Origin of the sequence: Bacillus sp. S71 (assembly GCF_016625265.1) — a bacterium.
Classification (GTDB): domain Bacteria; phylum Bacillota; class Bacilli; order Bacillales; family Bacillaceae_G; genus Bacillus_A; species Bacillus_A cereus.
The window spans coordinates 485615-510984 of the sequence record NZ_JACVUW010000002.1 but is presented as its reverse complement, the minus strand read 5'-3'; the positions used below and the strand labels follow the sequence as shown (position 1 = coordinate 510984).

The window sequence follows — 25370 nt, the reverse complement described above, 5'->3', positions numbered from 1 at the left end:
TTAGAAAGGAGTGTTCATTTATGGCATTCGATGGATTATTTACAAGAGCAATTACACATGAAATTGCAAATTCTCTTTACACAGGAAGAATTTCCAAAATATATCAACCTTCAAAGTATGAGATTTTATTACATATTCGAGCAAACGGAAAGAACCAAAAACTAATTCTTTCGTCTCACCCTACATATGCGCGTCTGCACTTAACGAATCAAAACTACGATTCACCAGCAATACCGCCAATGTTTTGTATGCTTCTTCGTAAACATTTAGAAGGTGGGTTTATTGAAAAAATTGAACAAATTGACTTAGAACGTATTATTCAAATTACAGTTCGCAGTCGGAATGAAATTGGAGACGAATCATTAAAAACATTAGTAATCGAAATAATGGGCCGACATAGTAACATTATCTTAGTAGATACGAAAACAAATGTTATTTTAGATAGCTTAAAACACATATCTTTAGCGGTAAACCGCCATCGTACTGTATACGCTGGAGCTGAATATATTGCACCACCAGCACAACATAAAATTAACCCACTTCAGATTGAAACAAATGATGAATTTATTAGACCACTAGACTTTCTATCTGGAAACATGGATAAACAGCTTGTCGGCACCTTTACGGGAATATCCCCGTTATTCGCAAAAGAAGTAGTGAAAAAAGCTGGTATGGTAAATGAAAAAGCATTAGCGGATGCATTTTTCTCCATACAAAAACCATTATTAACTCATACATATTCACCAGCGATGACTACTTCAAATGGAAAAGAATTCTTTTATCTTTTCCCTCTTGCACACTTGCAAGGAGAAGATAAGACGTTCTCATCTGTTAGTGAATTGCTTGATCGTTTCTTTTTCGGAAAAGCAGAGCGCGATCGTGTAAAACAACAAGCTCATGATTTAGAACGCTTTATGCAAAATGAAAAAAATAAAAACGAGAAAAAACTCATTAAACTCGAAAAAACACTGCAAGATGCTGGAAAAGCAGATAAATATCAACTATTTGGAGAGCTACTTACAGCTAATATGTACGCTTTGAAAAAAGGCAATAAAGATATTGAGGTCGTTAATTATTACGATGAAAATGGCGGAACTGTAAAAATCACATTAGATCCTTTAAAAACACCATCTGAAAATGCACAACGCTATTTCCAAAAGTATCAAAAAGCAAAAAATTCAGTTGTTGTTGTAGAAGAACAAATCGAAAAAACCAATGAAGAAATTCTTTATTTTGATAGCTTACTTCAACAAATGGAAGCTGCTTCTTCAAAAGATATTGAAGAAATTCGTGAGGAATTAGCTGAAGAAGGTTATGTGCGCAATCGCAAAACGAAAAACGCAAAGAAAAAGCCTACTAAGCCAGTATTAGATAAATATTTAGCAAGTGATGGCACAGAGATTTTCGTTGGTAAAAACAATAAACAAAATGATTATTTAACAACGAAGTTTGCCCGCCGTGATGAAATTTGGTTACATACGAAAGACATACCTGGCTCTCACGTTGTCATTCGTTCTTTAGAGCCTGCTGAAGAAACTTTACTAGAAGCTGCCAAAATTGCCGCTTATTACAGTAAAGCGAAAGAGTCTAGCTCTGTACCTGTTGATTTCACTAAAATACGCCATGTGAAAAAACCGAGTGGTGCAAAACTTGGTTTTGTTACGTACGACAATCAGCAAACCATATATGTAACACCAGATGCTGATATTGTAATGAAATTAAAAGCGTAAATACAAAAATGCGTTGCTTATAAGCAACGCATTTTTTATATTCGTTCACACTAGTTCATATACCCATTTACTAATTCATAACATCTTGCTTTTGTCATCTTATATTTCTCTTCTGAAGCTTCTATACGCCTCATCGTTCCGTTATTTGTATCAGTACCAATTGCTTTAACTTTACTTTCTTTTTCTTTAACCCACGCAATTTGTTTCGTTTTTAACGACTGAAACGCATCAGGTGACATCGTACTTTTTAATGTACTGTAAATTTCATTTAGTTTATTATCCCACAGTTCATAATTTCCTTCTATTTCATTTACTATATCATTGGTTGACATAGCATTCGTATGTTTTTCTTGTTTATCTATAGCAGCTAATTCACTTAAAACATTTGCTCTATCTATCTTTGAAGAAGATTCTTTTTGCGATTGTTTCTCTTCTTTTGAGCCTGTATACGCACTCGAATCCTTTCTCTGTACTTGTTCTGTTTCTTGAATATTTCTTTCTTTCGTTACCTTTTCATACCTATTTTTATCTACATTGTATGAAATAAGAGATGTTTTCGCATTTACAGTAATTAATCCGTTACTATCTTTGAATATGTATTTCTTATCGCCACTATTTTCTTCACTTACAAATGACACATTCTTATCGTCTGGCATTTTTAAAATTCTATTTGCTTCTTCTTTTGTAAGTTTTAAATCTTCAGGAAAAACGAATGACCATTTATCCATTAACCATTCCCCTTCTTTATACACCAAATGAAATTCCCAATCTTGGGCCGCATGACCTATTTCATCTTCTAAACTTAATGTATGTACCGTTAAATTTTCTTTATCTTGTGAAGAAGAAAATCTTATTTCAGTTTGAAAATAATTTGGGAATGGTAACATATCAGTCTCTCTCGATCTATTAAAGTTAGCAAGCAATTCAGGAAGCTGATTCTCTACAAACTTTTCTGAAACCAATCCTTTAACTCCTTTTTTAGCTGTCTCTAAATCCCCAGGATTATTTCGGCTCCATCCATTTTCTTTTTCCATCTCACTAAACGCATTTGCTATTCCATCTACACTCTTTCTTACAATCTTTTTCGCTTCTTTTTCTGTCACTTCTGGCGCTTCATCAAGCTGTTCAATCGTTTCATTTACTTGAACTTTGTGTTCACTTGTTTCACACCCCGTTATAACAAGCATACTAGCGGCCAAACAAAATGACATTACTTTACTTAATTTCTTCATACACTCACATTCCTTAACCCAGGTTTTTTCGTTACATCTCTTTACCTATAAAAAACGTAACAATCCCTTATTATACCAATTAACTTAATTCATTTATACAAAAAATATAATATTTAAATTAAAAAGATTTTCGTTTGCGAGTTTATATTATTGTTCAGTCACATAAAAACTTACTGTAAAAATTTTATATATATTTATTTTACATTCGTCTAGTTTTTTTGACACACAGCTACCCTCTTCTCTTTTATTCTAAATAAATATACTGGCACAATTCTTGCTTTATTAATGTAAAAAGGAGGAATTAAAATGAATGTAAGAATAACTAACATCCAAAAACAACTACATAATTACGGAATCGACGGGTTACTTATTACAAAAAAAGAAAACCGTCAATACGCAACAAACTTTACAGGTAGCGCAGGCGTTGTCTTAATCGCTGCGCATAAAGCTATTTTCATTACTGATTTCCGTTACGTAGATCAAGCAAAAACGGAAATAAAAGCAGCAGAAATTATTATGCATAAAGGAAATTTAGAAGAAGAAGTTGCAAATCAAGTATCAAAATTAAACATTCAAAAACTTGGTATAGAAGACAATAATATGACTTTGCAACAATTTAAGAAACTACAAAAATATATACATACAGAAATGGTTCCAGTGTGTGAGATTATTGAAGATATTCGACTTATTAAAGACACATCTGAAATAGAAACAATGAAAATCGCAGCTACAATCGCTGACGAAGCATTTCACCATATTGTTACATTTCTAAAGCCTGGAATAAGCGAGACTGACGTTCGAGATGAGTTAGAATTTTTCATGCGAAAAAAAGGGGCTACATCTTCTTCATTCCAAATCATTGTAGCCTCAGGCGTTCGTTCTTCACTTCCCCATGGAGTTGCATCAAATAAAATAATCGAACGAGGCGATATCGTTACATTAGACTTCGGTGCACTTTACGACGGATATTGTTCCGATATAACACGTACCGTAGCAATCGGGGAACCATCGGAAGAATTCCAAAAAATATACAATGTTGTACGAGAAGCGTTAAAGCGTGGGACTGAAGCAATTAAGCCTGGAGAAACTGCGAAAAGTATCGATGATATAACGAGGAATTACATTACAGAACATGGATACGGTCAATACTTTGGCCACTCTACCGGGCACGGTCTTGGGTTAGAAATACATGAACCACTTCGCTTATCCCAAGAAAGCAAGGCAACTTTACAAGAAGGTATGGTTGTTACAGTTGAGCCGGGCATTTACATACCGAACTGGGGCGGTTGTAGAATCGAAGATGATATTGTCATCACCAAAGATGGTTATGACGTTATTACAAAATCAAATAGAGAACTAATTATAATCCCTTGTTAATATTATGAAGGTTTAAACAAAACTTTTTTTGCACATAGAATTCCTTCTCTGGAGTATTCATTTAAAGAGGGGGAATTTTAATTGAATTTTGTAATTGATAAATTGGAGGGTTTACATGTAGAATTTTCAAAGCTTGTTTCCATGATGAATTACGCTCGCTATACAACAATGCAAGCAGTGGAAAGTTTAACAATTGAAGAACTTGATTATTTATATGATAAGGAAGCAAATTCAATTGGCATGTTATTGTATCATATGGCTGCTATTGAATTTTACTACCAGATTCATACTTTTGAAGACCGTGAACCAACGGAGGCTGAATTAGAACGCTGGTTACCTGGCATTGAATTAGGCGATCTTGGGCGTGAGAAAATAAAAGGAAACGCTATAGAATTTTACATAAATACATTACAAGAAGTACGTTCCAAAACAATCGAGACTTTTCAATCGTTACCTGATGAATGGTTATTTAAAACGACAGACTTTTGGTATGACAAACCAGCAAATAACTATTTTAAGTGGTTTCACGTTTTTGAAGATGAAATCAATCATCGTGGACAAATTCGTTTAATTAAAAAGATGCAAAAAGCTCATGCAGTAAAATGAGGAAATGCCACCGAATAAGGTGGCATTTTCTTTTATTCATTAACGAATAGCTTTTCGTTTACTATTTTAGTGACTACCACTACCAACATTAAAATGCATATTAAATATAGCATTTTCGCAATAAACAACCACCCTTGAAACATTACAATTCCATCTATTATCTCATTTCCTTTCCATAACAAAAACGGAATTGTGCTGATTATAATGACAAATTCGATGCTGAAAACCATTTTCTTTTTTCGACTATATGCTTTCCATTCATTCCAGCGATACATAGAAGCAAAAATCAATACTCCTATACATAATATAACTGGTACCCATTCACTGTTAAGAAATTGTCCTGAAATAATTGATAATAGTAAACAAACTAGCACACCATAATATCCTATTTTTTCTCTCATTCGTACTCCCCCATTCTACTTCTCCTTTAATATGTAACTTGCTATACTTATAACAATTCTTAGAAAAATAACAACTATTATTACAAGATAAAGACCGTTTGCAGAAGACATCCATTCTTGAAAAATAGACATTTTCTCCATTTGTTTCTGACCCTCTATTAAAATAACCCCTGCGAACAATGAGCAAACAACGATGATACCTATCATAATTCCGATACTTTTTACTGTATTGTTTCATACCATCCCAGTTATATAAAAGTATAAATACAAACCCGAAAACAGGTATAATACTTATCCATTCATTGTTTGTAAATAGCTTTAAAATGATTAATAGACTACAAGATATGATAAATCCCAAAAATCCAATTTTTTTGTGCATAAGCCCTCCTTGAATTCCATTTTTAGGATTAATTGTACTGTAACATCCATTTTTTATCCTTACCATTGCAGTACATGAAATTTTACCTTTTTTTCTGTTTCTTATACTCACATACTTTCCCTACTTTCATACAATAAACTACACGATTGCCTAAGGATGTGAATGTTATGGGAGTTGAATTAACGCTATTACACGCTCTCTATGTTATTTGTTTACTCACTATTATTACCTTTTTTATTCTCCGGAAAGATACTACAATTATTTGTATCGTTTTTATCTTTTTATTAGCATTAACTGCTACAAGTTCTATCCCTCTTGCCGTTAGCGGCATTTTTCAAAGTTTTATTTACGCCATTACTGAGCTATTACCAACTATATTAATCATTTCTATTATTGTATCCATGAGCAATTTACTCGTTCATACCGGTATAAATGATACAATGATTTCACCATTTACAAAGATGATCCGTACCCCTACCCTCGCCTACTGGATTATTGGCCTTTTGATGATGACAATTTCTTTCTTCTTTTGGCCTTCTCCCGCTGTCGCATTAATGGGAGCTATTTTATTACCGGTTGCTGTACGTGTCGGTCTTCCTCCAATTGGAGTAGCAATTGCTATGAACTTATTCGGTCATGGCATTGCTTTATCCGGCGACTTCGTTATACAAGGCGCACCAAAATTAACCGCAGACGCTGCGGGTCTCCCTGTTTCCAGCGTCGTATCTGCAAGTGTTCCACTCGTTATCGTTATGGGCGTTGTGACAACTTCCGTCGCTTTTTTCTTCTTACGAAAAGAGTTTCATACAGGCTTAGCTATACAAGAATCTATTCTATCAACTGAGTCTTCTAAAACGCTCACTTCATTATCTCCTCGCACAAAGAAATGGCTCGCTATTTGTATCCCTATCGTATATATCATTGATATCCTTTGCATGATTCAATTTCAACTACAAGGAAGCGACGCAACTGCACTTATCGGCGGAACAACTGTTATTATGATTATCATCATTTCTCTCATCGCCTACAAAGGTAATGGACTGAATAAAACGACCGATTATTTCATAGAAGGGCTCCAATTTGGCTTTAAAATTTTCGGACCAGTTATTCCTATCGCTGCACTCTTTTATTTAGGAGATAGTGGCTTTGTGAAAATTATCGGGGACTATTTACCGAAAGGTTCACATGGAATCATTAACGACTTAGGCATCGCTTTATCTCAAACTGTTCCTTTAAATCAATATGTATCGGCAGGGACATTAACCATCGTTGGTGTCATTACCGGCTTAGATGGATCAGGTTTTTCAGGTATATCACTTGCTGGTTCCATTGCCAATCTTTTTGGAACAGCACTTGGCCATGGAACAGCTACATTAACAGCACTCGGGCAAATTGCAGCTATATGGACCGGGGGCGGGACGTTAATTCCTTGGGCACTTATTCCTGCTGCTGCGATTTGTAAAGTCGATCCATTTGAACTTGCACGCCGAAACTTTTTACCGGTTGTTATCGGTTTAATTGTCACCACAATCGTTGCAATGTTTATCCTATAACGTAAGCAAGTGTTCTCTTGCTTACGTTTTTTGCTTGTAAAATTCATCATGAATTATCAGTTTTCAAGAGGGATTCGTTATTACTTAGCGAAATTATATTAGGAGAGTAATTATTTCAAAACGTTTACGAGAAACAGATTACTGCAATTAGAAAAGGGGACATACCTATGAATGAATTGATTTTCGTCTTATTAATTTGTCCATTATTTATCTTTATCGTATCTGTTATTGGAACACGCAAAACGAAAACGTATTACGTAATGCCGATTGTAACGTTTGCTAGTTTTTTAATAATAGGTGTTATCGCCTTTACTCCAAAATTTTTCTTTTGGGTTGGCATGTACAGCATCTTCTCGTTTATCGTTTCTTATATGACGCTATTGTTTGTGAAAGGATATGAGGTTGCTGAAAACGCTAAATAGTTGTTAACAAGGAGACAGCAATATGATTTTCTTTGATATTGATGGAACTTTACTTGATTATGAGGCTGCTGAAAGAAATGGTATTATAGATTTTTTTCAAATATATAATACTATTTTTTCAGGCAATGAATTAGAGGCAACGAAAGTCTGGCATGAATTATCAGAAGAATATTTCAACAAATTTTTATCCAGGGAATTATCTTTTCAAGAACAACAAGTAATGCGAATGTATCATTTATTTAAAACATATGGAGTAAACCTATCACCCAAAGAATCTCAGCATAGATTCAATCAATATATAGAACTATATAAGAACAACTGGACCGCGTTTGAAGATGTACACTATACATTACAGAACTTGCAGCAAGGCGGTCACTCATTAGGTATCATTAGTAATGGTGACTATGAACAACAAGTCGAAAAATTAACTGCCCTAAACATTTTAAAACATTTCAAATATATATTTACTTCTAGTGAACTTGGTATATCGAAACCAGATCCTGAAATTTTTCACAGAACCGTATTACAATCGAACCTTGAAATGAAAGATTGCTATTATATTGGCGATCGATTAGAGACTGATGCGATTAGTAGTACAGCAGCTGGGATGCAAGGGATATGGTTAAATCGAGATAACTCACAACTCAAGTACGATATTCCTACTATCTGTTCTTTACATGAAGTTTTAACAATAATATAAAAAACGACCGCGTTCCCCCGCGGTCATTTTTTTCATGTTACGCTGTGATCCAAGCTTCGTTAGCTGGATTTTTACGCCACTCTTGTAATTTTTTCGTTTCAGCTTGTCCGATCATACCTTTTTCTGCTGCAACTTCAGTTAATGCACTGTAATCACTTAAAGAATATGATGCTACGTTAGCTGCTTCTAGCTTTTCTTTTCCTGCTTCTAGCTCGTATGTGAAGATTGATACGATTCCTAATACTTCACAGCCAGCTTCGCGAAGTGCTTCTACACATGTAATTGCACTTCCGCCAGTTGAAATTAAGTCTTCTACTACTACAACTTTTTGACCTTTTTCAGCTTTTCCTTCAATTTGATTCCCTTTACCGTGGCCTTTTGCTTTACTACGTACGTAGCACATTGGTAAATCCATACGATCGCTTACCCATGCAGCGTGCGCAATACCAGCAGTTGCTGTTCCTGCAATAACTTCTACAGTTGGGAAGTTCTCTTTAATTAACTCTTCTAATCCAGCTGCAATCGCTTGACGTACTTTTGGATAAGATAAAGTTAAACGGTTATCACAATAAATTGGTGATTTCATACCTGAAGACCATGTGAATGGATCATTCGGTTGTAAAAATACTGCTCCAATTTCTAATAAATGCGATGCGATTTCTTTTTTCATACTGTTACACCTTCCCACTGTTGTTTTACTGTTTTATACGCTTCAAGCGGATTTTCTGCTTTTGTAATACTACGTCCAACTACGATGTAGCTTGAGCCAAGTTCCCTCGCACGTTTCGGTGTTGCTACGCGCACCTGGTCATTTACATCATCGCTTGCAAGACGAATCCCCGGTGTTACTGTTACAAATTCATTCCCGCATACTTCACGTAATTTTGGAACTTCAAGCGTTGAGCAAACAACGCCATCAAGTCCACTTTCTTTCGTTAGTTTTGCATAATGAGCAACCGCTTCTTCTAACGTCTTCTCAATGCCAATCTCTTTTTTCATCATAGCTTCCGAAGTGCTTGTTAGTTGTGTAACTGCAATACAAATCGGTCTCTCTTTTCCTTCTTGCTTACCTTCCTCTAATCCCTCAATCGCAGCTTTCATCATGCTGCTTCCCCCAGCAGCATGAACATTTACCATATCAACATCTAGACTAGCTAGGCTACGCATAGCGCTTTTTACTGTATTCGGAATATCATGAAGTTTTAAATCTAGAAAAATCTTATGTCCTTTTTCTTTTAAGTACGTAATAATTGCAGGGCCTTCTTTGTAAAATAACTCCATACCAACTTTGACAAATAACTCTTCCCCTTCAAAGTGGCGCAAGAATTGTTCTACATCTTGTTTCCCTGGAAAATCTAGTGCAACGATTAACGACTGTGACATGTTTGCTTCCAGCTCCTTCCTTGACATTCCGAAATGTGATCAAATCCTAATTCATCTAGTAATGCTGGTAACTCTTCAATAATTGTCGGACATACGAACGGATCGATAAAGTTCGCTGTACCTACTGCAACTGCGCTTGCGCCAGCGTAGAAGAATTCAATTACATCTTCCGCTGTTTCAATACCACCCATTCCGATAATTGGAATGTTAACCGCTTGGCTTACTTCATGTACCATACGAATTGCTACTGGCTTAATCGCAGGACCTGATAATCCGCCTGTACGGTTTGCTAAAATTGGTTTAGCTGTTTTTAAATCTAAACGCATACCAAGCAATGTATTAATCATCGTTAAACCATCTGCACCTGCATTTTCAATCGCTTTTGCAATTTCCACTATGTTTGCCACGTTTGGTGACAACTTCACGTATACAGGTACTTCAGAAACCTCTTTTACTCGCTTCGTTAAATCAGCAGCAATTTCAGGATTTGTACCAAAGGCGATACCACCTGTTTTTACGTTCGGACAAGAAATATTTAATTCTAGTGCATGGACATTAGGCGCTTTAGAAATTTCCTTTGCAACCGCTACGTAATCCTCAGCTTGTGAGCCTGCAACGTTCGCAATGATTGGAAGGTCAAATTGTTCTAACCATGGTAATTCAGAATTCATTACTTTTTCTAACCCTGGGTTTTGAAGTCCGATCGCATTTAACATGCCGCCCGGTGTTTCAGCAACACGAGGCGTTGGATTTCCATAGCGTGGTTGTTCTGTCGTCGCTTTAATCATGATTGATCCTAGTACACTTAAATCGTAAAACTGTGCATATTCACGACCAAATCCAAAGCATCCAGATGCCGGTATAATTGGATTTTTTAATGATAATCCTGGTAATTCAACTTGCAATCTGTTCATAGTACAACCTCCCCGATTGGAAATACTGGTCCGTCGCTACACACCTTCTTGTAAGAATGTCCACTTGGATCTTCTTGTAAGTGGCATACACATGCGAAACAAGCTCCAATACCGCAGCCCATACGTTCTTCTAATGAAATATAGGCTTTTTTCTCTTTGTAACGTCCTTCTAATGCACGAAGCATCGCTAACGGACCACATGAATAAAGAATATCAAAGTCAATTCCGTAATTATCAATTACATCTGTGACAAATCCTTTTGTACCGTGTGTACCATCTACTGTCGCAACGTACGTATCACCAAGTTCTGCAAATTTTTCTTCATAGAAAACTACATCTTTCGTTTGAAAACCTAAGATGTGAATTACACGTACACCTTTTGCAACGAGGCGCTGTGATAGTTCATAAAGTGGTGGTACACCAATCCCCCCGCCTACTAGTAAAGCTGTTTGACCAGCTTCTGCTTCTTCTACAGGAAAACCGTGTCCTAGTGGTCCTAGTACGTCTACCATTTCACCTTGTTTTCTAGTTGCTAATGTTTTTGTCCCTTGTCCTTCCGCACGATATAGCATTGTAAATTCGTTCTTCTCTTGATCTACATTACAAATACTAATCGGGCGGCGCAGAAGGGGCGCAATGCCCTCTGCTACCTTAATGTGTACAAACTGTCCTGGTTCGTTCATTTGCTGTACTAAAGTTCCTTGAAGCACTAACTCGTAAATGTTTTTTGCGATTTCTTTTTGATTAACGACGATCATATTTTGCTTTTGCATCATGCATGTACCACCTCGTGACGCTTTGTTTGCGTAATTTCTTTCATTGAATGAGCTGAGAATGTCATAGATTCTAATACTCGTAAGATTGCTCTTGTTGTATCAAGTGATGTTAAGCAAGCCACACCATTTTCTACTGATTCACGGCGAATGCGGAAACCATCACGCGCTGGTTGTTTACCTTTTGTTAATGTGTTAATTACAAACTGTGCTTTTCCTTGACGGATAATATCTAGTAAGTTGTAGTCTTCAGAATCAATTTTGTTTACAACTTGCACTGGGATATTTTGCTCTTCTAATGATTGTGCTGTTCCAGCTGTTGCTAATAAGTTATAGCCGATTTCGTGGAAACGTTTTGCAATTTCCATCGCCTCTTCTTTATCTTTATCCGCTACAGTAATGATTACTGATCCGTGCGTTGGGATGTTAATTCCTGAAGCAACTAATCCTTTATATAATGCTTTTTCAAGCGTTAAGTCTTTACCCATTACTTCCCCTGTTGATTTCATTTCAGGTCCTAATGTTGTATCAACTGAACGTAGTTTCGCGAATGAGAATACCGGAGCTTTTACATATACTTCTTTCTCTTCTGGGTGATAGCCCGTTCCGTATCCTTGCTCTACTAGGTCTTGCCCTAAAATAACTTTCGTTGCAACATTCGCCATCGGTACGCCTGTAATTTTACTTAAGAACGGTACTGTACGGCTTGCACGTGGGTTTACTTCAATTACGTACACTTGATCTTTGAATACTACAAACTGGATATTTAGTAATCCAACAATGTTTAATCCTTTTCCAAGTGCAATTGTATGTTCAATGATTTGTTCTTTTAGTTTTTCAGATAAACTTTGTGGTGGATATACTCCAATTGAGTCACCAGAGTGAACTCCAGCGCGTTCAATATGTTCCATAATACCTGGAATGAATACATTCTCACCATCTGAAATTGCATCTACTTCAATTTCTTTACCAACCATGTAACGGTCGATTAATACTGGGTGATCTGCATGAACTTTAACTGCATTTTTCATGTAGTGCAGCAGTTCTTCTTGACGATATACGATTTCCATCGCACGTCCACCTAGTACGTAAGATGGTCTTACTAATACTGGATAACCAATTTCTTCTGCGATTGCTACCGCTTGTTCTACAGTCGTTGCTGTTTTACCAACTGGTTGCGGGATACCAAGTTTTGTTAAAGCAGCTTCAAATTTATCACGATCTTCTGCACGGTCTAAGTCTTCAAGTGATGTTCCTAAGATTTTCACACCGTGAGCCTCTAATTTCGCCGCTAAGTTAATTGCCGTTTGTCCACCGAACTGAACAATAACGCCTTCTGGTTTTTCTAAATCAATGATGTGCATTACATCTTCGATTGTTAATGGTTCAAAGTATAATTTGTCAGAAATACTGAAGTCTGTTGAAACTGTTTCTGGATTGTTATTAACAATGATTGCCTCATATCCAGCTTCTTTAATTGCCCATACAGAGTGAACTGTTGCATAGTCAAACTCAACCCCTTGACCGATACGGATTGGACCAGACCCTAGTACAACAACACTCTTACGATCTGTTATCACCGATTCATTCTCATCACCATATGTGCTGTAGTAGTATGGTGTTGCAGATTCAAACTCTGCCGCACAAGTATCTACCATTTTATAAACAGGAGTTATATTGCTTTCTTTACGCATATCGTAAATTTCACGCTCCGTTTTGTTCCAAGCAGCTGCAATGTAGTGATCACTGAAGCCCATTTCTTTCGCAGCTTGTAGTACTTCCATATTTCCTACATTCGCTTTTACTTCGCGTTCCATATTTACGATGTTTTCAATTTTTTGTAAGAAGAAGAAGTCCATTTCACACCATTCGTTGATTTCTTCTTTCGTTACACCTTGACGAATTGCTTCTGCTACAATAAACAGTCGCTCATCGTCTGCTTTAATAATGCGTTTTTTCATTGTTTCTTTATCAAGTTCTTTTAAGTGGTCTAATTCTAAGTGATAAATGCCAAGCTCTAAAGAACGAACCGCTTTTAATAATGATTGCTCTAAGTTACGTCCGATTGACATAACTTCACCAGTTGCCTTCATTTGTGTACCAAGTGTTCTGTTTGCTGATTCAAACTTATCAAATGGCCAGCGTGGAATTTTTGAAACAACATAGTCTAATGCTGGCTCGAAGCAAGCGTAAGTTTTTTGTGTTACTGGGTTTATGATTTCATCTAATGTTAAGCCGACTGCAATTTTCGCTGCTAATTTTGCAATTGGATATCCAGTCGCTTTAGATGCTAGTGCAGATGAACGACTTACACGTGGGTTTACTTCGATTACATAGTATTGGAAGCTATGTGGATCTAGTGCAAGCTGAACGTTACATCCACCTTCAATTCCTAATGCACGAATAATTCGTAATGAAGTGTTTCGTAACATTTGATATTCACGGTCGCTTAATGTTTGGCTTGGTGCTACTACGATAGAATCACCTGTGTGAACCCCAACTGGATCGATGTTTTCCATGTTACATACTACAATCGCGTTATCATTCGAATCACGCATTACTTCATATTCAATTTCCTTACAACCAGCAATGCTCTTTTCTAATAAACATTGTGTTACTGGACTATGTTTTAATCCACCGGATACGATTTCAATTAGTTCTTCTTCATTACTACAAATTCCGCCACCTGTTCCTCCCATTGTAAATGCTGGGCGAACAATAACTGGATAACCAATTTCTTTTACAAATTCATGTGCTTCTTCCAGCGTATGAATGATCGTACTAGATGGAATTGGTTCATTTAAATCCTGCATTAATGTACGGAATAAATCGCGATCCTCCGCTTGCTCGATGGCTGATAATTTCGTTCCTAAAATTTCAACTCCGCATTCTTCAAGTATGCCTGATTTCGCAAGTTCAACAGCCATATTTAACCCTGTTTGACCACCTAATGTTGGTAAGATTGCATCTGGACGTTCTTTACGAATAATACGGCTTACGAATTCTAATGTTAATGGTTCGATATATACTTTATCTGCTGTTGCAGTATCTGTCATAATTGTTGCTGGGTTAGAGTTAACAAGGATTACTTTGTAACCTTCTTCTCTTAGAGATTGACAAGCTTGTGTACCAGAGTAGTCAAACTCCGCTGCTTGCCCAATTACAATTGGTCCTGATCCGATTACTAAAATTGTGTTAATGTCTAGGCGTTTTGGCATAACTCTTCCCCTTCTTTCTTGAAGTTTTCAATCATTGCTAAGAAATCTTCGAATAAATCATTTGCATCTTCAGGTCCTGCTGAAGCTTCTGGATGGTATTGTACTGTAAATGCTGGGAACTTCTTATGACGAAGACCTTCTACTGTTCCATCATTTAAAGCAACATGTGTAATTTCAAGCTCTGTATTTTCAACTGATTCTTCTTCTACTGCGTAACCATGGTTTTGAGATGTAATTGCTACTTTTCCAGTTGCAAGATTTTTTACTGGATGGTTTAAACCACGGTGACCGAATTTCAACTTACTTGTATTTGCACCAGATGCTAGAGCGAACAATTGATGTCCTAGGCAAATTCCGAATAAAGGAACTTTACCGATAATGTCTTTTAACATTTCAATTGCTTCTGGTACATCTTTTGGATCCCCAGGTCCGTTACTTAACATAATTCCATCTGGGCTAAGGCGTAAAATTTCTTCTGCTGTTGTGTTGTAAGGAACTACAATTACATCACAGTCACGCTTATTTAATTCTCGTAAAATACCATGTTTCATTCCGAAGTCTACAAGTACAACTCGGTGTCCGCGTCCTGGACTTGGGTATGGATCTTTCGTTGATACGCGTTTCACGTGATCTGTAAATACTGTCGCTTTTAATTGGCTCACGATGTATTCTACATCTGCATCCATGTTACAAAGGCGTCCGCGTAATGTACCGTATTGACGAATTTTTCTCGTTAATTTTCTCGTATCAATTCCTGCTAATCCCGGGATGTTTCTTTCTTTTAAGTAATCATTTAACGAAATTTCATTACGGAAGTTTGATGGATGATCACAAATTTCGTTTACGATTAAACCATTTACAGATGGGTGAATCGATTCGAAATCGTCACGGTTAATGCCGTAGTTTCCGATTAATGGGTACGTGAATGTTACGATTTGACCGCAATATGATGGATCAGATAATGTTTCTTGATATCCAGTCATTCCTGTTGTAAATACAACCTCACCTGACTTTTCGATTTCTCCTCCGAAACCTTTTCCAATTAATACTGTTCCATCTTCTAAGATAAGTTGTCTTTTCATACTAATGCACTCTCCTTTTGCCATGCGATCTTACCACCAACGATTGTCATTACCGGCCATCCTTGGCATTTCCAACCTGCGAATGGTGTATTTTTTCCTTTTGATAAGAATGTTGTTGGATCAATCTCTTCTTCTTGTTCTAAATCAATGATTGTAATATCAGCTGTTCTACCTTCTTTCAGGCGACCTGCTTCTAAGCCGAATGTATCAGCTGGCTTTTCTGTTAAATATTGAATTAATTGTTCTAGCGTAATAACTCCTTTTTTCACAAGGTTTGTGTATAGAAGCGGGAATGCTGTTTCAAAACCAGTAATTCCGAATGGTGCTCTTTCAATTCCTTGTGCTTTCTCTTCCGCTGTATGCGGTGCATGGTCAGTTGCGATCATATCGATCGTTCCATCTAATAAACCTTCAATTAATGCTGCATGGTCTTCTTTTCCACGAAGCGGTGGGTTCATTTTAAAATTAGGATCAGCTGATGGGATATCATCTTCACATAACACTAGGTGATGTGGTGTTACTTCTGCTGTTACTTTAATTCCAGCGCGTTTCGCATCACGGATTACACGTACTGAACCTTTCGTACTTACGTGACATACGTGATAGTGACAATCTGCTGCTTCCGCAAGCAATATATCCCTTGCAATATGTACAGATTCACATACTGATGGGATACCGTTTAATCCGTGTTTCTCAGAAAACTTCCCTTCATGTACACAACCTTTATTAATAAGCGTATTCTCTTCACAGTGCGCAACTACTGCCATATCTAATTTTGCTGCACGTTTCATAGCCGCTAACATCATGCTCGCATCTTGTACGCCTACGCCGTCATCTGTGAAAGCAAATGCTCCAAGTTCTTTTAATGTTTCGAAATCTGTCATTTCAGAACCAGCTTGACGTACTGTAATTGCTCCGTATGGTAGTACGTTGACATGCGCTTTTTCTTTAATACGATTTTGCAAGTCTTCCATATGTTCTCTGCAATCTGGTACTGGACGTGTATTTGGCATTGCACAAATTGTAGTGAATCCACCTTTTGCCGCTGCTAGTGTACCTGTTTCAATTGTTTCTTTATGTTCACCACCTGGTTCACGAAGATGTACGTGTACATCTACTAATCCAGGTGCGATTAACTTTCCGTTCACATCGATTACTTCAGCATTATCTGCCGTAATATTTTCTGCTACCTTAGCGATTTTACCGTCTTGTACGAGAAGATCTGTTGCTACAATTTTTCCTTCTTCATTCATATAACGACCATTTTTAAACAAGTAATTCATGTTTCATTCCTCCTAATACATTTGGTAAGGCGCGTTTTAGTACAGCCATTCTTACGTAAACTCCATTTTCCATTTGTTTAAATATGCGTGAACGCTCACACTCAACAAGTTCACTTGCAATTTCAACATCACGGTTTACGGGAGCTGGATGCATAATAATGCTTCCTTCTTTCATACGCTGTTCTCTTTCTACTGTTAATCCGTGTTTCTCATGATATTCTTTCATAATGTCTGTTTCATAATGATCATGACGCTCATGTTGTACACGGAGTAACATCATTACATCCACTTCTGGAACAAGTTCATCTAATGGTTTGTATGTTCCAAATGTGTTGTCTTCACCTTTCCACTCTTCTGGACTTGCAAAGTAAATTGTTGCACCAAGCTTCGTTAATGCTTCTGCATTAGAACGTGCTACTCGGCTATGACGAACATCTCCTACTATTGCAATCTTCAAACCTTCAAATCTTCCAAACTCTTGTTTAATTGTAAGAAGGTCGAGTAGGCACTGTGTTGGGTGGTTTCCACATCCATCTCCAGCGTTTAAGATCGGGATATTCACCTGATCTTTTAGTTCATCGAAGTAGCGATCTTGCTCATGGCGGATGACCACTGCTTTTGTTCCGATTGATTCTAGTGTTCTTATCGTATCGTATAAAGTTTCTCCTTTTTGTACGCTAGATGCATCAGCTGAAAAGTTTAAAACATCTAGTCCTAATCTCTTCTCAGCAACTTCAAAGCTAAATCTCGTTCTCGTACTATTCTCAAAGAACAAGTTTGCAACAAAAGTTTGCTCTGTCGTTTTGCTCTCTTTTCCATTCGCAAAATCTTCTGCGTCTTTTAGGATTTCTGAAATTTCTACTTCCGATAATTCACTCATCGTTAACAAATGGCTCATCGTCATCCCTCATCTTTCTGATTTTTATGTTACCACTTTTGTATTTTTATAACAACCTTTGCATAAAAATACCCTAGTCATGTAAGACTAGGGTGCAAGGAAGAAGCCACCCTTTTCTGTCTCACAGGACTGAATTAAAAGGTTATTTTTATGAAGCAATCTGCTTAGATTGTTTTGTATGTTTTTCTTGTTTTGTTTCTGGTAGTAGTAGATTTAACAGTACACCTACAATTGCTGCAAGCGCCATTCCTTCGACTTGGAATGAATCCCCTACGTGAAGTACCGCACCACCAATACCGATTACTAGTATTACTGATGCAATCATTAAGTTTCGTTTGTCACTTAAATCTGTTTTATCATCTACCATCATGCGTAATCCGCTTGATGCGATTACACCGAATAGTAAGATTGATACCCCGCCCATAACTGGTGTTGGGATCGAATGAATCAGTGCAGAAATCTTACCGATAAATCCGAACATGATTGCGAATACTGCTGAACCGATGAATAAGTATACACTGTATGCTCTCGTAATTGCTAGCACACCGATGTTTTCACCATACGTTGTATTCGGTGGCCCACCGATTAGTGATGCAATTAATGTTGCTACTCCGTCACCGAAGATCGAACGGTGTAAACCTGGTTTTTCAATTAAATCTCTTTTAATAACATTTCCAAGTACAATTTGATGTCCGATATGTTCTGATATTGTTACTAGTGCAACTGGTACCATCAAGAGTACAATCTTCCATGAAAACTCTGGTGTGTATGTTACAAATGGTACTGTGAAATCTGGTACAACAAACCATTTTGCCTCAGCTACCGGCTTTAAGTCTACTAGCCCTTGGAAGTAAGCGAAGATATATCCGCCGATAATGCCAAGTAACACTGGTATGATACTGAAAAATCCTCTTCCGAATATCGAGCAAATGATTGTAATTGCTAATGTTACTAATGCTACTGAAAAATGTGTAAAGCTGTATTTGCCATCCGCACCGTTCATCGCCATGTTAACTGCTGTATGTGCTAAAGCTAGACCGATTACCATTACTACTGGACCAACTACGATTGGTGGTAGTAGTTTCATAATCCACTCTGATCCTGATTTCTTAATTCCGAGTGAGATTAAGATGTACACAAGCCCTGCTAACAAACCACCAAGCATTGCTGCTCCCGGCCCACCTGCCGTTTTCGCTGTTATAATCGGTGCGATAAAGGCGAATGATGATCCTAAATATGCTGGTACTTGACCTTTCGTTATAAGAAGAAACGCTAGCGTTCCTAATCCACTTGATATTAATGCTACTGATGGATTCAATCCTGTTAAAAACGGAACAAGCACTGTTGATCCAAACATCGCGAACAAATGTTGTATACTTAAAAATAACCATTTTCCCGGTTTCGGTACTTCATTAACGTCTAACACTGGCTTTTGTTCCATTGTTACATCCTCCTTCAGTTTAAATCTTTGCAATAAAAAAACTCTTTGTGCCTGTGCACAAAGAGTCCTATACTTTCGTATGCCAAATTTGACATATGAAAGCCAAGACCCTTTGGCAGCCTCACAGGACTACATTTAAAAGGGCTTTACTTATCGTATATGCTTACTCGATCTTGTTGATCTGTCTCTTGCAAATCAACTTCGATACGCTCTTCACTTGATGTTGGAATGTTCTTTCCTACATAATCAGCGCGAATTGGTAATTCACGATGACCTCTATCAACAAGAACCGCCAATTGAATTTGAGATGGTCTACCTAAATCCATAAGAGCATCCATTGCTGCTCGAACTGTTCTTCCTGTATATAATACGTCATCAACGAGGATAACTTTTTTCTTCGTAATATCTACAGGGATATCAGAACCTTTTACAAGTGGTTCTTTATTTTTGGATTGTAGTGTTAAATCATCACGATATAACGTAATGTCTAACTCTCCAACTTCCATTTCTTTTCCTTCAATTTGACCAATTCGTTCTGCCAAACGTTGTGCAATAAAAATTCCACGAGTTTTAATTCCGACAAGAACACAATTATCGACACCTTTATTTCGTTCCACGATTTCATGACTAATTCGTGTTAAAGCGCGGCGAATCATTTGGTCATCTAAAACGACAGCTTTCTCTTGCATGCTCTACACCTCCAAGCTTTTTTTCTTGCGTGAGAGTAATGGTATAAAAAAAGTCCTCTCAGCGTGTGCGAGAGGACTTTTGAAAAAAGGGTACAACATACCCTAAGTATTTCAAACCGTTACCTTCTCAACCTCACGGGGCTGTGTTAAAGGATCATTATTTAACTGTTGTCAGTATCTCAGTTTTCTTATGATTTGTCAATACTATTTTCGTAAAATATTTAATGCGTCTTCAAACACTTCTGGAATCGGTGCCTCAAACTGAATATATTCACCAGTACGAGGATGATCAAAGCCTAAAATACCCGCATGAAGTGCTTGTCCATTCATATCTAACGTTTTCTTCGGACCATACTTCGGATCTCCTGCAAGTGGATAGCCAATATATTTCATATGAACACGAATTTGGTGCGTACGTCCCGTTTCTAAGCGACATTCTACAAGTGTAAAGTCTTTAAAACGTTCTAACACTTGGAAGTGTGTAACAGCGTTCTTACCATTTTCATCAACTGTCATACTTTGACGCTCTTTCTTATCACGACCAATTGGTGCATCGATAGTTCCCTTATCATGCGGAATCACACCGTGTACAATCGCTTTGTATCGTCTCGTTACTGTTTTGGCTACAAGCTGATTTACAAGCGATTCATGTGCCATATCATTTTTAGCAACCATTAATAGTCCAGATGTATCTTTATCAATACGATGCACGATACCTGGACGCATTACACCGTTAATGCCTGATAAGTCTGTACAATGGTGCATAAGGCCGTTTACAAGTGTACCACTTGTATGCCCTGGTGCTGGATGTACAACCATGCCACGTGGCTTATTTACAACAAGCACATCTGCATCTTCATAATAAATTTCTAAATTTAAATCCTCTGGTTGAATATCTAGCGCTTCTGGCTCAGGAATCGTTACTGTAATTTCATCTTCTTCTTTTACTTTATAATTCACTTTTACTGCTTTCCCGTTCACTGTCACAACATCATCTTTAATCCATTGCTGTACTTGTGAACGTGACCATTCGTTATTTATCCCTGTAACGAATTTATCAATTCGCTCGTTTTTTTGCTCTGCTGCAACTGTTACTTGTACTACTTCACTCATTCAATTACTCCTTCGCTTTCTTGCCTTCTAATAATGTTTGAATAATAATTAATACAACACCAATACATAATGCTGAATCAGCTATATTGAATACTGGATAGTTGTACGAGAAAATATACACGTGAATGAAATCCACTACTTCTTGTCTAAATACACGATCAATAAAGTTACCAATTGCCCCACCCAAAATTAGACCTAACGAAATACCTAGAAGCTTGTCTGTTTTCGCATACTTTTTCATATAAAATACGATAAACACTACAAAAACAACTGTAATAATGTAGAAGAACCACATTTTATTTTCTAAAATACCCCAAGCAGCGCCTCTATTTCGATGTGATGTTATGTATAATACATTGTCGATAATCGGAATACTCGTACCCAATTCCATGTTCTTTACAATTAACCACTTCGATATTTGATCGATAGCAATGACAAATAACGCTATTACATAATATATCATTTTCATTTCCCCCACAAAGACAGTGTACCTCAAAATTTTAGCATAGCTGCTACCTTTTCACAATGAACCTTTATAGAAGAATAAAATAAATTAAAAAAAGGTAATATAATATCGTTGTGCCTATTCATACATTTACCTTTTCATAGAAGAATTCATGAATCGTACGAGCAGTCGGCATTGTCTTCATTTGCTTTGTCGAAATTAATCTCCCCGTCTCTTCACAAATACCGTACATGTCTATTTCCATTTTAAATAATGCGCGTTCTACATCCTTTAAATCCTCTTTTATATCATGTAACAGCAATTTTTTCTTTATCTCTTCCTTAATTTCATATCCAAGCTCTTGGCTGAACTCGACATCATATTTGTGCATTACTTCTTTAGCTAGTCTCTCTTGCAACTCTTTTCTCATCAATTGCAATTCTTCTTTTATTTCCATGTAAATTTCATTCACGTGTACATTCCTCCTAGCTGTAATGTACAGTTAGTGTGTCCGAAATTTATTTGCTTACCTCACACACATTTTTCCTTCACAGGAAAGAGTCTGAAAAGTTTTTTTGATATGCCATCAACAAAAAAACTGACTGCATGAATAGCAGTCAGTTTTTTATTATTTTACATAGTTTTCTTTAACAACTGTTGCACAACGCTCACATAATGTTTCATGTTCAGCATCTTTACCAATTGTTTCTGAAACTACCCAACAACGTTCACATGTTTCACCAGTTGCTTGAGCAACCACAACCGCTGTATGTTCATACTTCGGTGCATCTGCTGGCGCTTCATCCATCATACCACCAAGTTTATACTCAGAAACGATGAATAATTGCTTTAAGTCTTCGCTAATAGACTCTAACATAGCTTTCATTTCTGCAGTTGGATATAGCGTAATGCTTGCATTTAATGACTTACCGATTACTTTTTCATTACGAGCTACTTCTAGTGCTTTTAACACGTCATCACGTAATGTCATAAATGCATCCCATTTTGTTTTTAACGCTTCCGCGTCATCTAATTGTACAGCTTCTGGCATATCAGTTAATTGTACACTTTCTTCTGTTACGCCTGGAATGTATGGCCATACTTCATCAGCTGTATGCGGTAAGATTGGTGTTACAAGTTTCGTTAACGCAACAAGAACATCATATAATACAGTTTGAATTGCACGACGATCTTCGTGATTTGCACCTTCAATGTATAAAATGTCTTTTGCAAAGTCTAAGTAGAATGAACTTAAATCAATTGTACAGAAGTTATGAATTGCATGATACACAGCAGCGAAGTCGTATGTCTCATATGCTTCTTTAACTTTTGTAATTAAGTCATTTAATTTCACTAACATGTAACGATCTACTTCACGAAGTTCAGCTACAGCTACTGCATTTTCACTTGGCTTAAAGTCGTCTAAGTTTCCTAATAAGAAACGGAATGTGTTACGGATTTTACGATACACTTCTGCTACTTGTTTTAAAATATCATCTGAAATACGTACGTCAGATTGATAGTCAACAGAAGATACCCATAAGCGTAAAATGTCTCCGCCTAATTGATCCATAATTTTCTTCGGTACGACGATGTTTCCAATCGACTTACTCATTTTACGTCCTTCACCATCTAGTACGAAACCGTGACTTAATACGCCTTTATATGGAGCTTTACCTGTTACAGCAACTGCTGTTGATAATGAAGAGTTAAACCAACCACGATACTGGTCAGATCCTTCTAAATATAAATCAGCTGGACGCTGTAAATCTTCGCGCTCTTCTAATACCGCTTGGTGAGAAGAACCTGAATCGAACCATACATCCATGATGTCTGTTTCTTTACGGAATTCGCCATTTGGGCTACCCGGATGTGTAAATCCTTCTGGTAATAGATCTTTCGCTTCACGCTCGAACCATACGTTAGAACCGTGTTCACGGAATAAATCTGCTACATGGTTAATTGTTTCATCCGTAATAATTGGATCACCATTCTCAGCATAGAATACCGGAATTGGCACACCCCATGCACGCTGACGAGAAATACACCAGTCACCACGGTCACGAACCATATTATGAAGACGAGTTTCTCCCCATGCTGGTACCCATTTCGTTTCCGCTACAGCTTCTATTAATTCTTTACGGAATGCTTCAATAGATGCAAACCACTGTGCTGTCGCACGGAAAATAATTGGTTTTTTCGTTCTCCAATCATGTGGGTATGAATGTGTAATGAATGTTAGTTTCAGTAACGCGCCTACTTCTTCTAATTTTTCTGTAATTGGCTTGTTAGCTTTATCATAGAATAAGCCTTCAAATCCAGGTGCTTCATTTGTTAATACACCTTTATCATCGACTGGGCAAAGTACTTCTAATCCATACTTTTTACCAACAACGAAGTCATCTTCCCCGTGTCCTGGTGCTGTATGAACACAACCTGTACCTGCATCTGTTGTTACGTGATCTCCTAGCATAACTAATGAATCACGATCGTAGAATGGATGTTTTGCAACTGTGTACTCAAGTTCGCTACCTTTTACTGTTTTCACAACTTCAGCATTTTCCCACTCTAACGTTTTTGCAACTGTCTCAAACAGCTCAGAAGCAATGATATATTTCTCATCATTTACTTTTACAATACTATATTCAAGCTCTGGGTGAACAGAAATACCTAAGTTTGCAGGTAATGTCCAAGGTGTTGTTGTCCAAATGATGTACTTTTCATCACCTTCTAATACATTCTTTCCATCTTTTACAGGGAATGCTACGTAAATAGATGCTGATTTTTTATCTTGATATTCAATTTCAGCTTCTGCTAAAGCAGATTCACTCGTTGGAGACCAGTAAACTGGTTTTTGACCTTTATAGATATAACCTTTTTTCGCCATGTCACCAAACACTTTAATTTGTTGTGCTTCATAAGCTGGCTCTAAAGTAATATATGGATTATCCCAATCTGCACGTACACCTAAACGCTTAAATTGTTCACGTTGACGTTCTACTTGTTCATATGCATACTCTGCACATAACTTACGGAACTCAGCAACTGTCATTTCTTTACGTTTTACGCCTTTATTTGTTAAAGCTTGTTCAATTGGTAAACCGTGCGTATCCCATCCTGGAACATATGGCGCACTAAAACCAGTCATTGATTTATAACGAACAATAAAGTCTTTTAATACTTTATTTAATGCATGTCCCATATGAATGTCACCATTCGCATATGGAGGTCCATCATGCAATACAAATAAAGGACGACCTTTTGTATGTTCTTGTACTTTTTCGTAAATATTCATTTCAGCCCATTTTTCTTGCATTGCAGGCTCACGTTTTGGTAAGTTCCCACGCATTGGGAACTCTGTTTTCGGCATCAGTAATGTATTTTTGTACTCCATGCTCAATTCCTCCTTACATGTATAAAAGAAATACTTAAAAAACGGAATAAAAAAGAGACTTTCTCATCCCAAAAAGGGACGAGAAAGTCTCCCGCGGTACCACCCTAGTAGATCATATACATATGTATAGAATCCTCTTTATATTCTTAACGCGAATACACGCCTACGCTTACTCTATTTGTTCAGCGCGGAACTCCAGGGTGATATTCCCACTATCTCCTTATCCTGAGCTTACACCATCCTCAGTTCGCTATATAAGGTTTGAAAAGGTACTTATCCCTATCTTCGTTTTTCTTAATAAATATGTTGTTTAAAATTATATGTAATAATGAGAAAA

22 protein-coding genes, 1 pseudogene and 1 other annotated feature are annotated in these 25370 nt (G+C 37.1%); of the genes and pseudogenes, 6 read left to right on the top strand and 17 right to left on the bottom strand.

All coding sequences use genetic code 11. From position 1 onward, the window contains the following. Nucleotides 1–20: 20 nt before the first annotated feature. Nucleotides 21–1730: an Rqc2 family fibronectin-binding protein gene (locus IBT51_RS06190; protein ID WP_200458036.1), complete on the top strand. Its 1710-nt coding sequence runs from the start codon at nucleotides 21–23 to the stop codon at nucleotides 1728–1730. A gap of 50 nt (nucleotides 1731–1780) precedes the next feature. Here the strand turns inward: IBT51_RS06190 and IBT51_RS06185 are convergent, their stop codons facing one another. Further along, nucleotides 1781–2962, bottom strand: coding sequence for a lysozyme inhibitor LprI family protein (locus tag IBT51_RS06185; protein ID WP_000736520.1), 1182 nt, complete (start codon nucleotides 2960–2962; stop codon nucleotides 1781–1783). A gap of 306 nt (nucleotides 2963–3268) precedes the next feature. Between IBT51_RS06185 and IBT51_RS06180 the strand changes: the two genes are divergently transcribed. Then, nucleotides 3269–4339, top strand: coding sequence for a M24 family metallopeptidase (locus IBT51_RS06180; RefSeq protein ID WP_001102865.1), 1071 nt, complete (start codon nucleotides 3269–3271; stop codon nucleotides 4337–4339). An 81-nt stretch (nucleotides 4340–4420) separates the two neighbouring features. Next, a complete protein-coding gene (locus IBT51_RS06175) occupies nucleotides 4421–4945 on the top strand; it encodes a DinB family protein (protein WP_001012056.1) in 525 nt (174 codons plus the stop codon). 32 nt (nucleotides 4946–4977) lie between these two features. On the opposite strand, the gene IBT51_RS06170 is transcribed toward IBT51_RS06175, so the two are convergent. Both IBT51_RS06170 and IBT51_RS06165 read right to left on the bottom strand, forming a co-directional pair. Beyond that, nucleotides 4978–5346 carry a YoqO family protein gene (locus tag IBT51_RS06170; protein ID WP_053563753.1) on the bottom strand — a complete coding sequence of 123 codons (369 nt, stop codon included), beginning with the start codon at nucleotides 5344–5346 and terminating at the stop codon, nucleotides 4978–4980. 15 nt (nucleotides 5347–5361) lie between these two features. Continuing rightward, a pseudogene (locus IBT51_RS06165) lies at nucleotides 5362–5725 on the bottom strand (YoqO family protein). Between the two features lie 167 nt (nucleotides 5726–5892). Here IBT51_RS06165 and IBT51_RS06160 point away from each other — a divergent pair. The 3 genes from IBT51_RS06160 (at nucleotide 5893) to IBT51_RS06150 (ending at nucleotide 8400) form a co-directional block, all read left to right on the top strand. Then, entirely contained in the window at nucleotides 5893–7278 is a 1386-nt protein-coding gene (locus tag IBT51_RS06160; protein ID WP_000537906.1) for a membrane protein, read from the top strand. Between the two features lie 167 nt (nucleotides 7279–7445). Continuing rightward, nucleotides 7446–7700 carry a YbeF family protein gene (locus IBT51_RS06155; protein WP_001003915.1) on the top strand — a complete coding sequence of 85 codons (255 nt, stop codon included), beginning with the start codon at nucleotides 7446–7448 and terminating at the stop codon, nucleotides 7698–7700. A gap of 22 nt (nucleotides 7701–7722) precedes the next feature. After that, complete coding sequence (locus IBT51_RS06150) at nucleotides 7723–8400, top strand: HAD family hydrolase (RefSeq protein ID WP_053563752.1); 678 nt, start codon at nucleotides 7723–7725, stop codon at nucleotides 8398–8400. A gap of 37 nt (nucleotides 8401–8437) precedes the next feature. Here the strand turns inward: IBT51_RS06150 and pyrE are convergent, their stop codons facing one another. From pyrE to ileS2, 14 genes are all read right to left on the bottom strand, one after another. Beyond that, the gene (pyrE, locus tag IBT51_RS06145) at nucleotides 8438–9070 is read right to left on the bottom strand and encodes an orotate phosphoribosyltransferase (RefSeq protein WP_053563751.1); all 633 of its coding nucleotides are present in this window, start codon (nucleotides 9068–9070) and stop codon (nucleotides 8438–8440) included. Beyond that, nucleotides 9067–9783 carry an orotidine-5'-phosphate decarboxylase gene (gene pyrF, locus IBT51_RS06140; RefSeq protein WP_000083496.1) on the bottom strand — a complete coding sequence of 239 codons (717 nt, stop codon included), beginning with the start codon at nucleotides 9781–9783 and terminating at the stop codon, nucleotides 9067–9069. Before pyrF ends, pyrE begins: the two co-directional genes overlap by 4 nt. After that, nucleotides 9768–10697, bottom strand: a complete 930-nt coding sequence (pyrD, locus tag IBT51_RS06135) for a dihydroorotate oxidase B catalytic subunit (protein ID WP_001081057.1) — start codon at nucleotides 10695–10697, stop codon at nucleotides 9768–9770. The genes pyrF and pyrD overlap by 16 nt, the downstream gene beginning before the upstream one ends. Then, the gene (gene pyrK / locus IBT51_RS06130; protein WP_000983359.1) at nucleotides 10694–11473 is read right to left on the bottom strand and encodes a dihydroorotate oxidase B electron transfer subunit; all 780 of its coding nucleotides are present in this window, start codon (nucleotides 11471–11473) and stop codon (nucleotides 10694–10696) included. Before pyrK ends, pyrD begins: the two co-directional genes overlap by 4 nt. Then, nucleotides 11470–14688, bottom strand: a complete 3219-nt coding sequence (gene carB, locus IBT51_RS06125; protein WP_001126128.1) for a carbamoyl-phosphate synthase large subunit — start codon at nucleotides 14686–14688, stop codon at nucleotides 11470–11472. Before carB ends, pyrK begins: the two co-directional genes overlap by 4 nt. After that, nucleotides 14673–15770, bottom strand: coding sequence for a carbamoyl phosphate synthase small subunit (locus IBT51_RS06120; RefSeq protein WP_000828670.1), 1098 nt, complete (start codon nucleotides 15768–15770; stop codon nucleotides 14673–14675). The genes carB and IBT51_RS06120 overlap by 16 nt, the downstream gene beginning before the upstream one ends. Then, the gene (gene pyrC / locus IBT51_RS06115) at nucleotides 15767–17053 is read right to left on the bottom strand and encodes a dihydroorotase (RefSeq protein WP_001108371.1); all 1287 of its coding nucleotides are present in this window, start codon (nucleotides 17051–17053) and stop codon (nucleotides 15767–15769) included. Before pyrC ends, IBT51_RS06120 begins: the two co-directional genes overlap by 4 nt. Further along, nucleotides 17037–17951 carry an aspartate carbamoyltransferase gene (gene pyrB, locus IBT51_RS06110; protein WP_071729785.1) on the bottom strand — a complete coding sequence of 305 codons (915 nt, stop codon included), beginning with the start codon at nucleotides 17949–17951 and terminating at the stop codon, nucleotides 17037–17039. Before pyrB ends, pyrC begins: the two co-directional genes overlap by 17 nt. 148 nt (nucleotides 17952–18099) lie before the next feature. After that, entirely contained in the window at nucleotides 18100–19392 is a 1293-nt protein-coding gene (gene uraA / locus IBT51_RS06105) for a uracil permease (protein ID WP_053563749.1), read from the bottom strand. A 146-nt stretch (nucleotides 19393–19538) separates the two neighbouring features. Then, complete coding sequence (gene pyrR / locus IBT51_RS06100) at nucleotides 19539–20081, bottom strand: bifunctional pyrimidine operon transcriptional regulator/uracil phosphoribosyltransferase (protein ID WP_001156491.1); 543 nt, start codon at nucleotides 20079–20081, stop codon at nucleotides 19539–19541. A 204-nt stretch (nucleotides 20082–20285) separates the two neighbouring features. Next, entirely contained in the window at nucleotides 20286–21194 is a 909-nt protein-coding gene (locus IBT51_RS06095; protein ID WP_000005832.1) for an RluA family pseudouridine synthase, read from the bottom strand. A gap of 4 nt (nucleotides 21195–21198) precedes the next feature. Beyond that, nucleotides 21199–21657 (bottom strand): lipoprotein signal peptidase LspA, encoded by a 459-nt coding sequence (gene lspA, locus IBT51_RS06090; RefSeq protein WP_000642180.1) that lies wholly within the window; start codon nucleotides 21655–21657, stop codon nucleotides 21199–21201. A 124-nt stretch (nucleotides 21658–21781) separates the two neighbouring features. After that, nucleotides 21782–22111: a TraR/DksA C4-type zinc finger protein gene (locus IBT51_RS06085; protein WP_001002956.1), complete on the bottom strand. Its 330-nt coding sequence runs from the start codon at nucleotides 22109–22111 to the stop codon at nucleotides 21782–21784. A gap of 156 nt (nucleotides 22112–22267) precedes the next feature. Continuing rightward, complete coding sequence (ileS2, locus tag IBT51_RS06080; RefSeq protein ID WP_000455951.1) at nucleotides 22268–25033, bottom strand: isoleucine--tRNA ligase; 2766 nt, start codon at nucleotides 25031–25033, stop codon at nucleotides 22268–22270. A 71-nt stretch (nucleotides 25034–25104) separates the two neighbouring features. Then, nucleotides 25105–25328, bottom strand: a binding site (T-box leader). Between the last annotated feature and the right edge of the window lie 42 nt (nucleotides 25329–25370).

What these genes read in the sequence shown, in the direction of transcription:
- IBT51_RS06170 (WP_053563753.1), bottom strand. Translation starts at nt 5,346, where the DNA reads ATGAGAGAAAAAATAGGATATTATGGTGTGCTAGTTTGTTTACTATTA.
- IBT51_RS06155 (WP_001003915.1), top strand. Translation starts at nt 7,446, where the DNA reads ATGAATGAATTGATTTTCGTCTTATTAATTTGTCCATTATTTATCTTT.
- pyrB (WP_071729785.1), bottom strand. Translation starts at nt 17,951, where the DNA reads ATGAGCCATTTGTTAACGATGAGTGAATTATCGGAAGTAGAAATTTCA.
- pyrD (WP_001081057.1), bottom strand. Translation starts at nt 10,697, where the DNA reads ATGAACAGATTGCAAGTTGAATTACCAGGATTATCATTAAAAAATCCA.
- IBT51_RS06185 (WP_000736520.1), bottom strand. Translation starts at nt 2,962, where the DNA reads ATGAAGAAATTAAGTAAAGTAATGTCATTTTGTTTGGCCGCTAGTATG.
- IBT51_RS06120 (WP_000828670.1), bottom strand. Translation starts at nt 15,770, where the DNA reads ATGAAAAGACAACTTATCTTAGAAGATGGAACAGTATTAATTGGAAAA.
- lspA (WP_000642180.1), bottom strand. Translation starts at nt 21,657, where the DNA reads ATGATATATTATGTAATAGCGTTATTTGTCATTGCTATCGATCAAATA.
- pyrF (WP_000083496.1), bottom strand. Translation starts at nt 9,783, where the DNA reads ATGTCACAGTCGTTAATCGTTGCACTAGATTTTCCAGGGAAACAAGAT.
- carB (WP_001126128.1), bottom strand. Translation starts at nt 14,688, where the DNA reads ATGCCAAAACGCCTAGACATTAACACAATTTTAGTAATCGGATCAGGA.
- IBT51_RS06190 (WP_200458036.1), top strand. Translation starts at nt 21, where the DNA reads ATGGCATTCGATGGATTATTTACAAGAGCAATTACACATGAAATTGCA.
- uraA (WP_053563749.1), bottom strand. Translation starts at nt 19,392, where the DNA reads ATGGAACAAAAGCCAGTGTTAGACGTTAATGAAGTACCGAAACCGGGA.
- IBT51_RS06095 (WP_000005832.1), bottom strand. Translation starts at nt 21,194, where the DNA reads ATGAGTGAAGTAGTACAAGTAACAGTTGCAGCAGAGCAAAAAAACGAG.
- ileS2 (WP_000455951.1), bottom strand. Translation starts at nt 25,033, where the DNA reads ATGGAGTACAAAAATACATTACTGATGCCGAAAACAGAGTTCCCAATG.
- pyrE (WP_053563751.1), bottom strand. Translation starts at nt 9,070, where the DNA reads ATGAAAAAAGAAATCGCATCGCATTTATTAGAAATTGGAGCAGTATTT.
- pyrK (WP_000983359.1), bottom strand. Translation starts at nt 11,473, where the DNA reads ATGATGCAAAAGCAAAATATGATCGTCGTTAATCAAAAAGAAATCGCA.
- pyrR (WP_001156491.1), bottom strand. Translation starts at nt 20,081, where the DNA reads ATGCAAGAGAAAGCTGTCGTTTTAGATGACCAAATGATTCGCCGCGCT.
- IBT51_RS06150 (WP_053563752.1), top strand. Translation starts at nt 7,723, where the DNA reads ATGATTTTCTTTGATATTGATGGAACTTTACTTGATTATGAGGCTGCT.
- pyrC (WP_001108371.1), bottom strand. Translation starts at nt 17,053, where the DNA reads ATGAATTACTTGTTTAAAAATGGTCGTTATATGAATGAAGAAGGAAAA.
- IBT51_RS06160 (WP_000537906.1), top strand. Translation starts at nt 5,893, where the DNA reads ATGGGAGTTGAATTAACGCTATTACACGCTCTCTATGTTATTTGTTTA.
- IBT51_RS06180 (WP_001102865.1), top strand. Translation starts at nt 3,269, where the DNA reads ATGAATGTAAGAATAACTAACATCCAAAAACAACTACATAATTACGGA.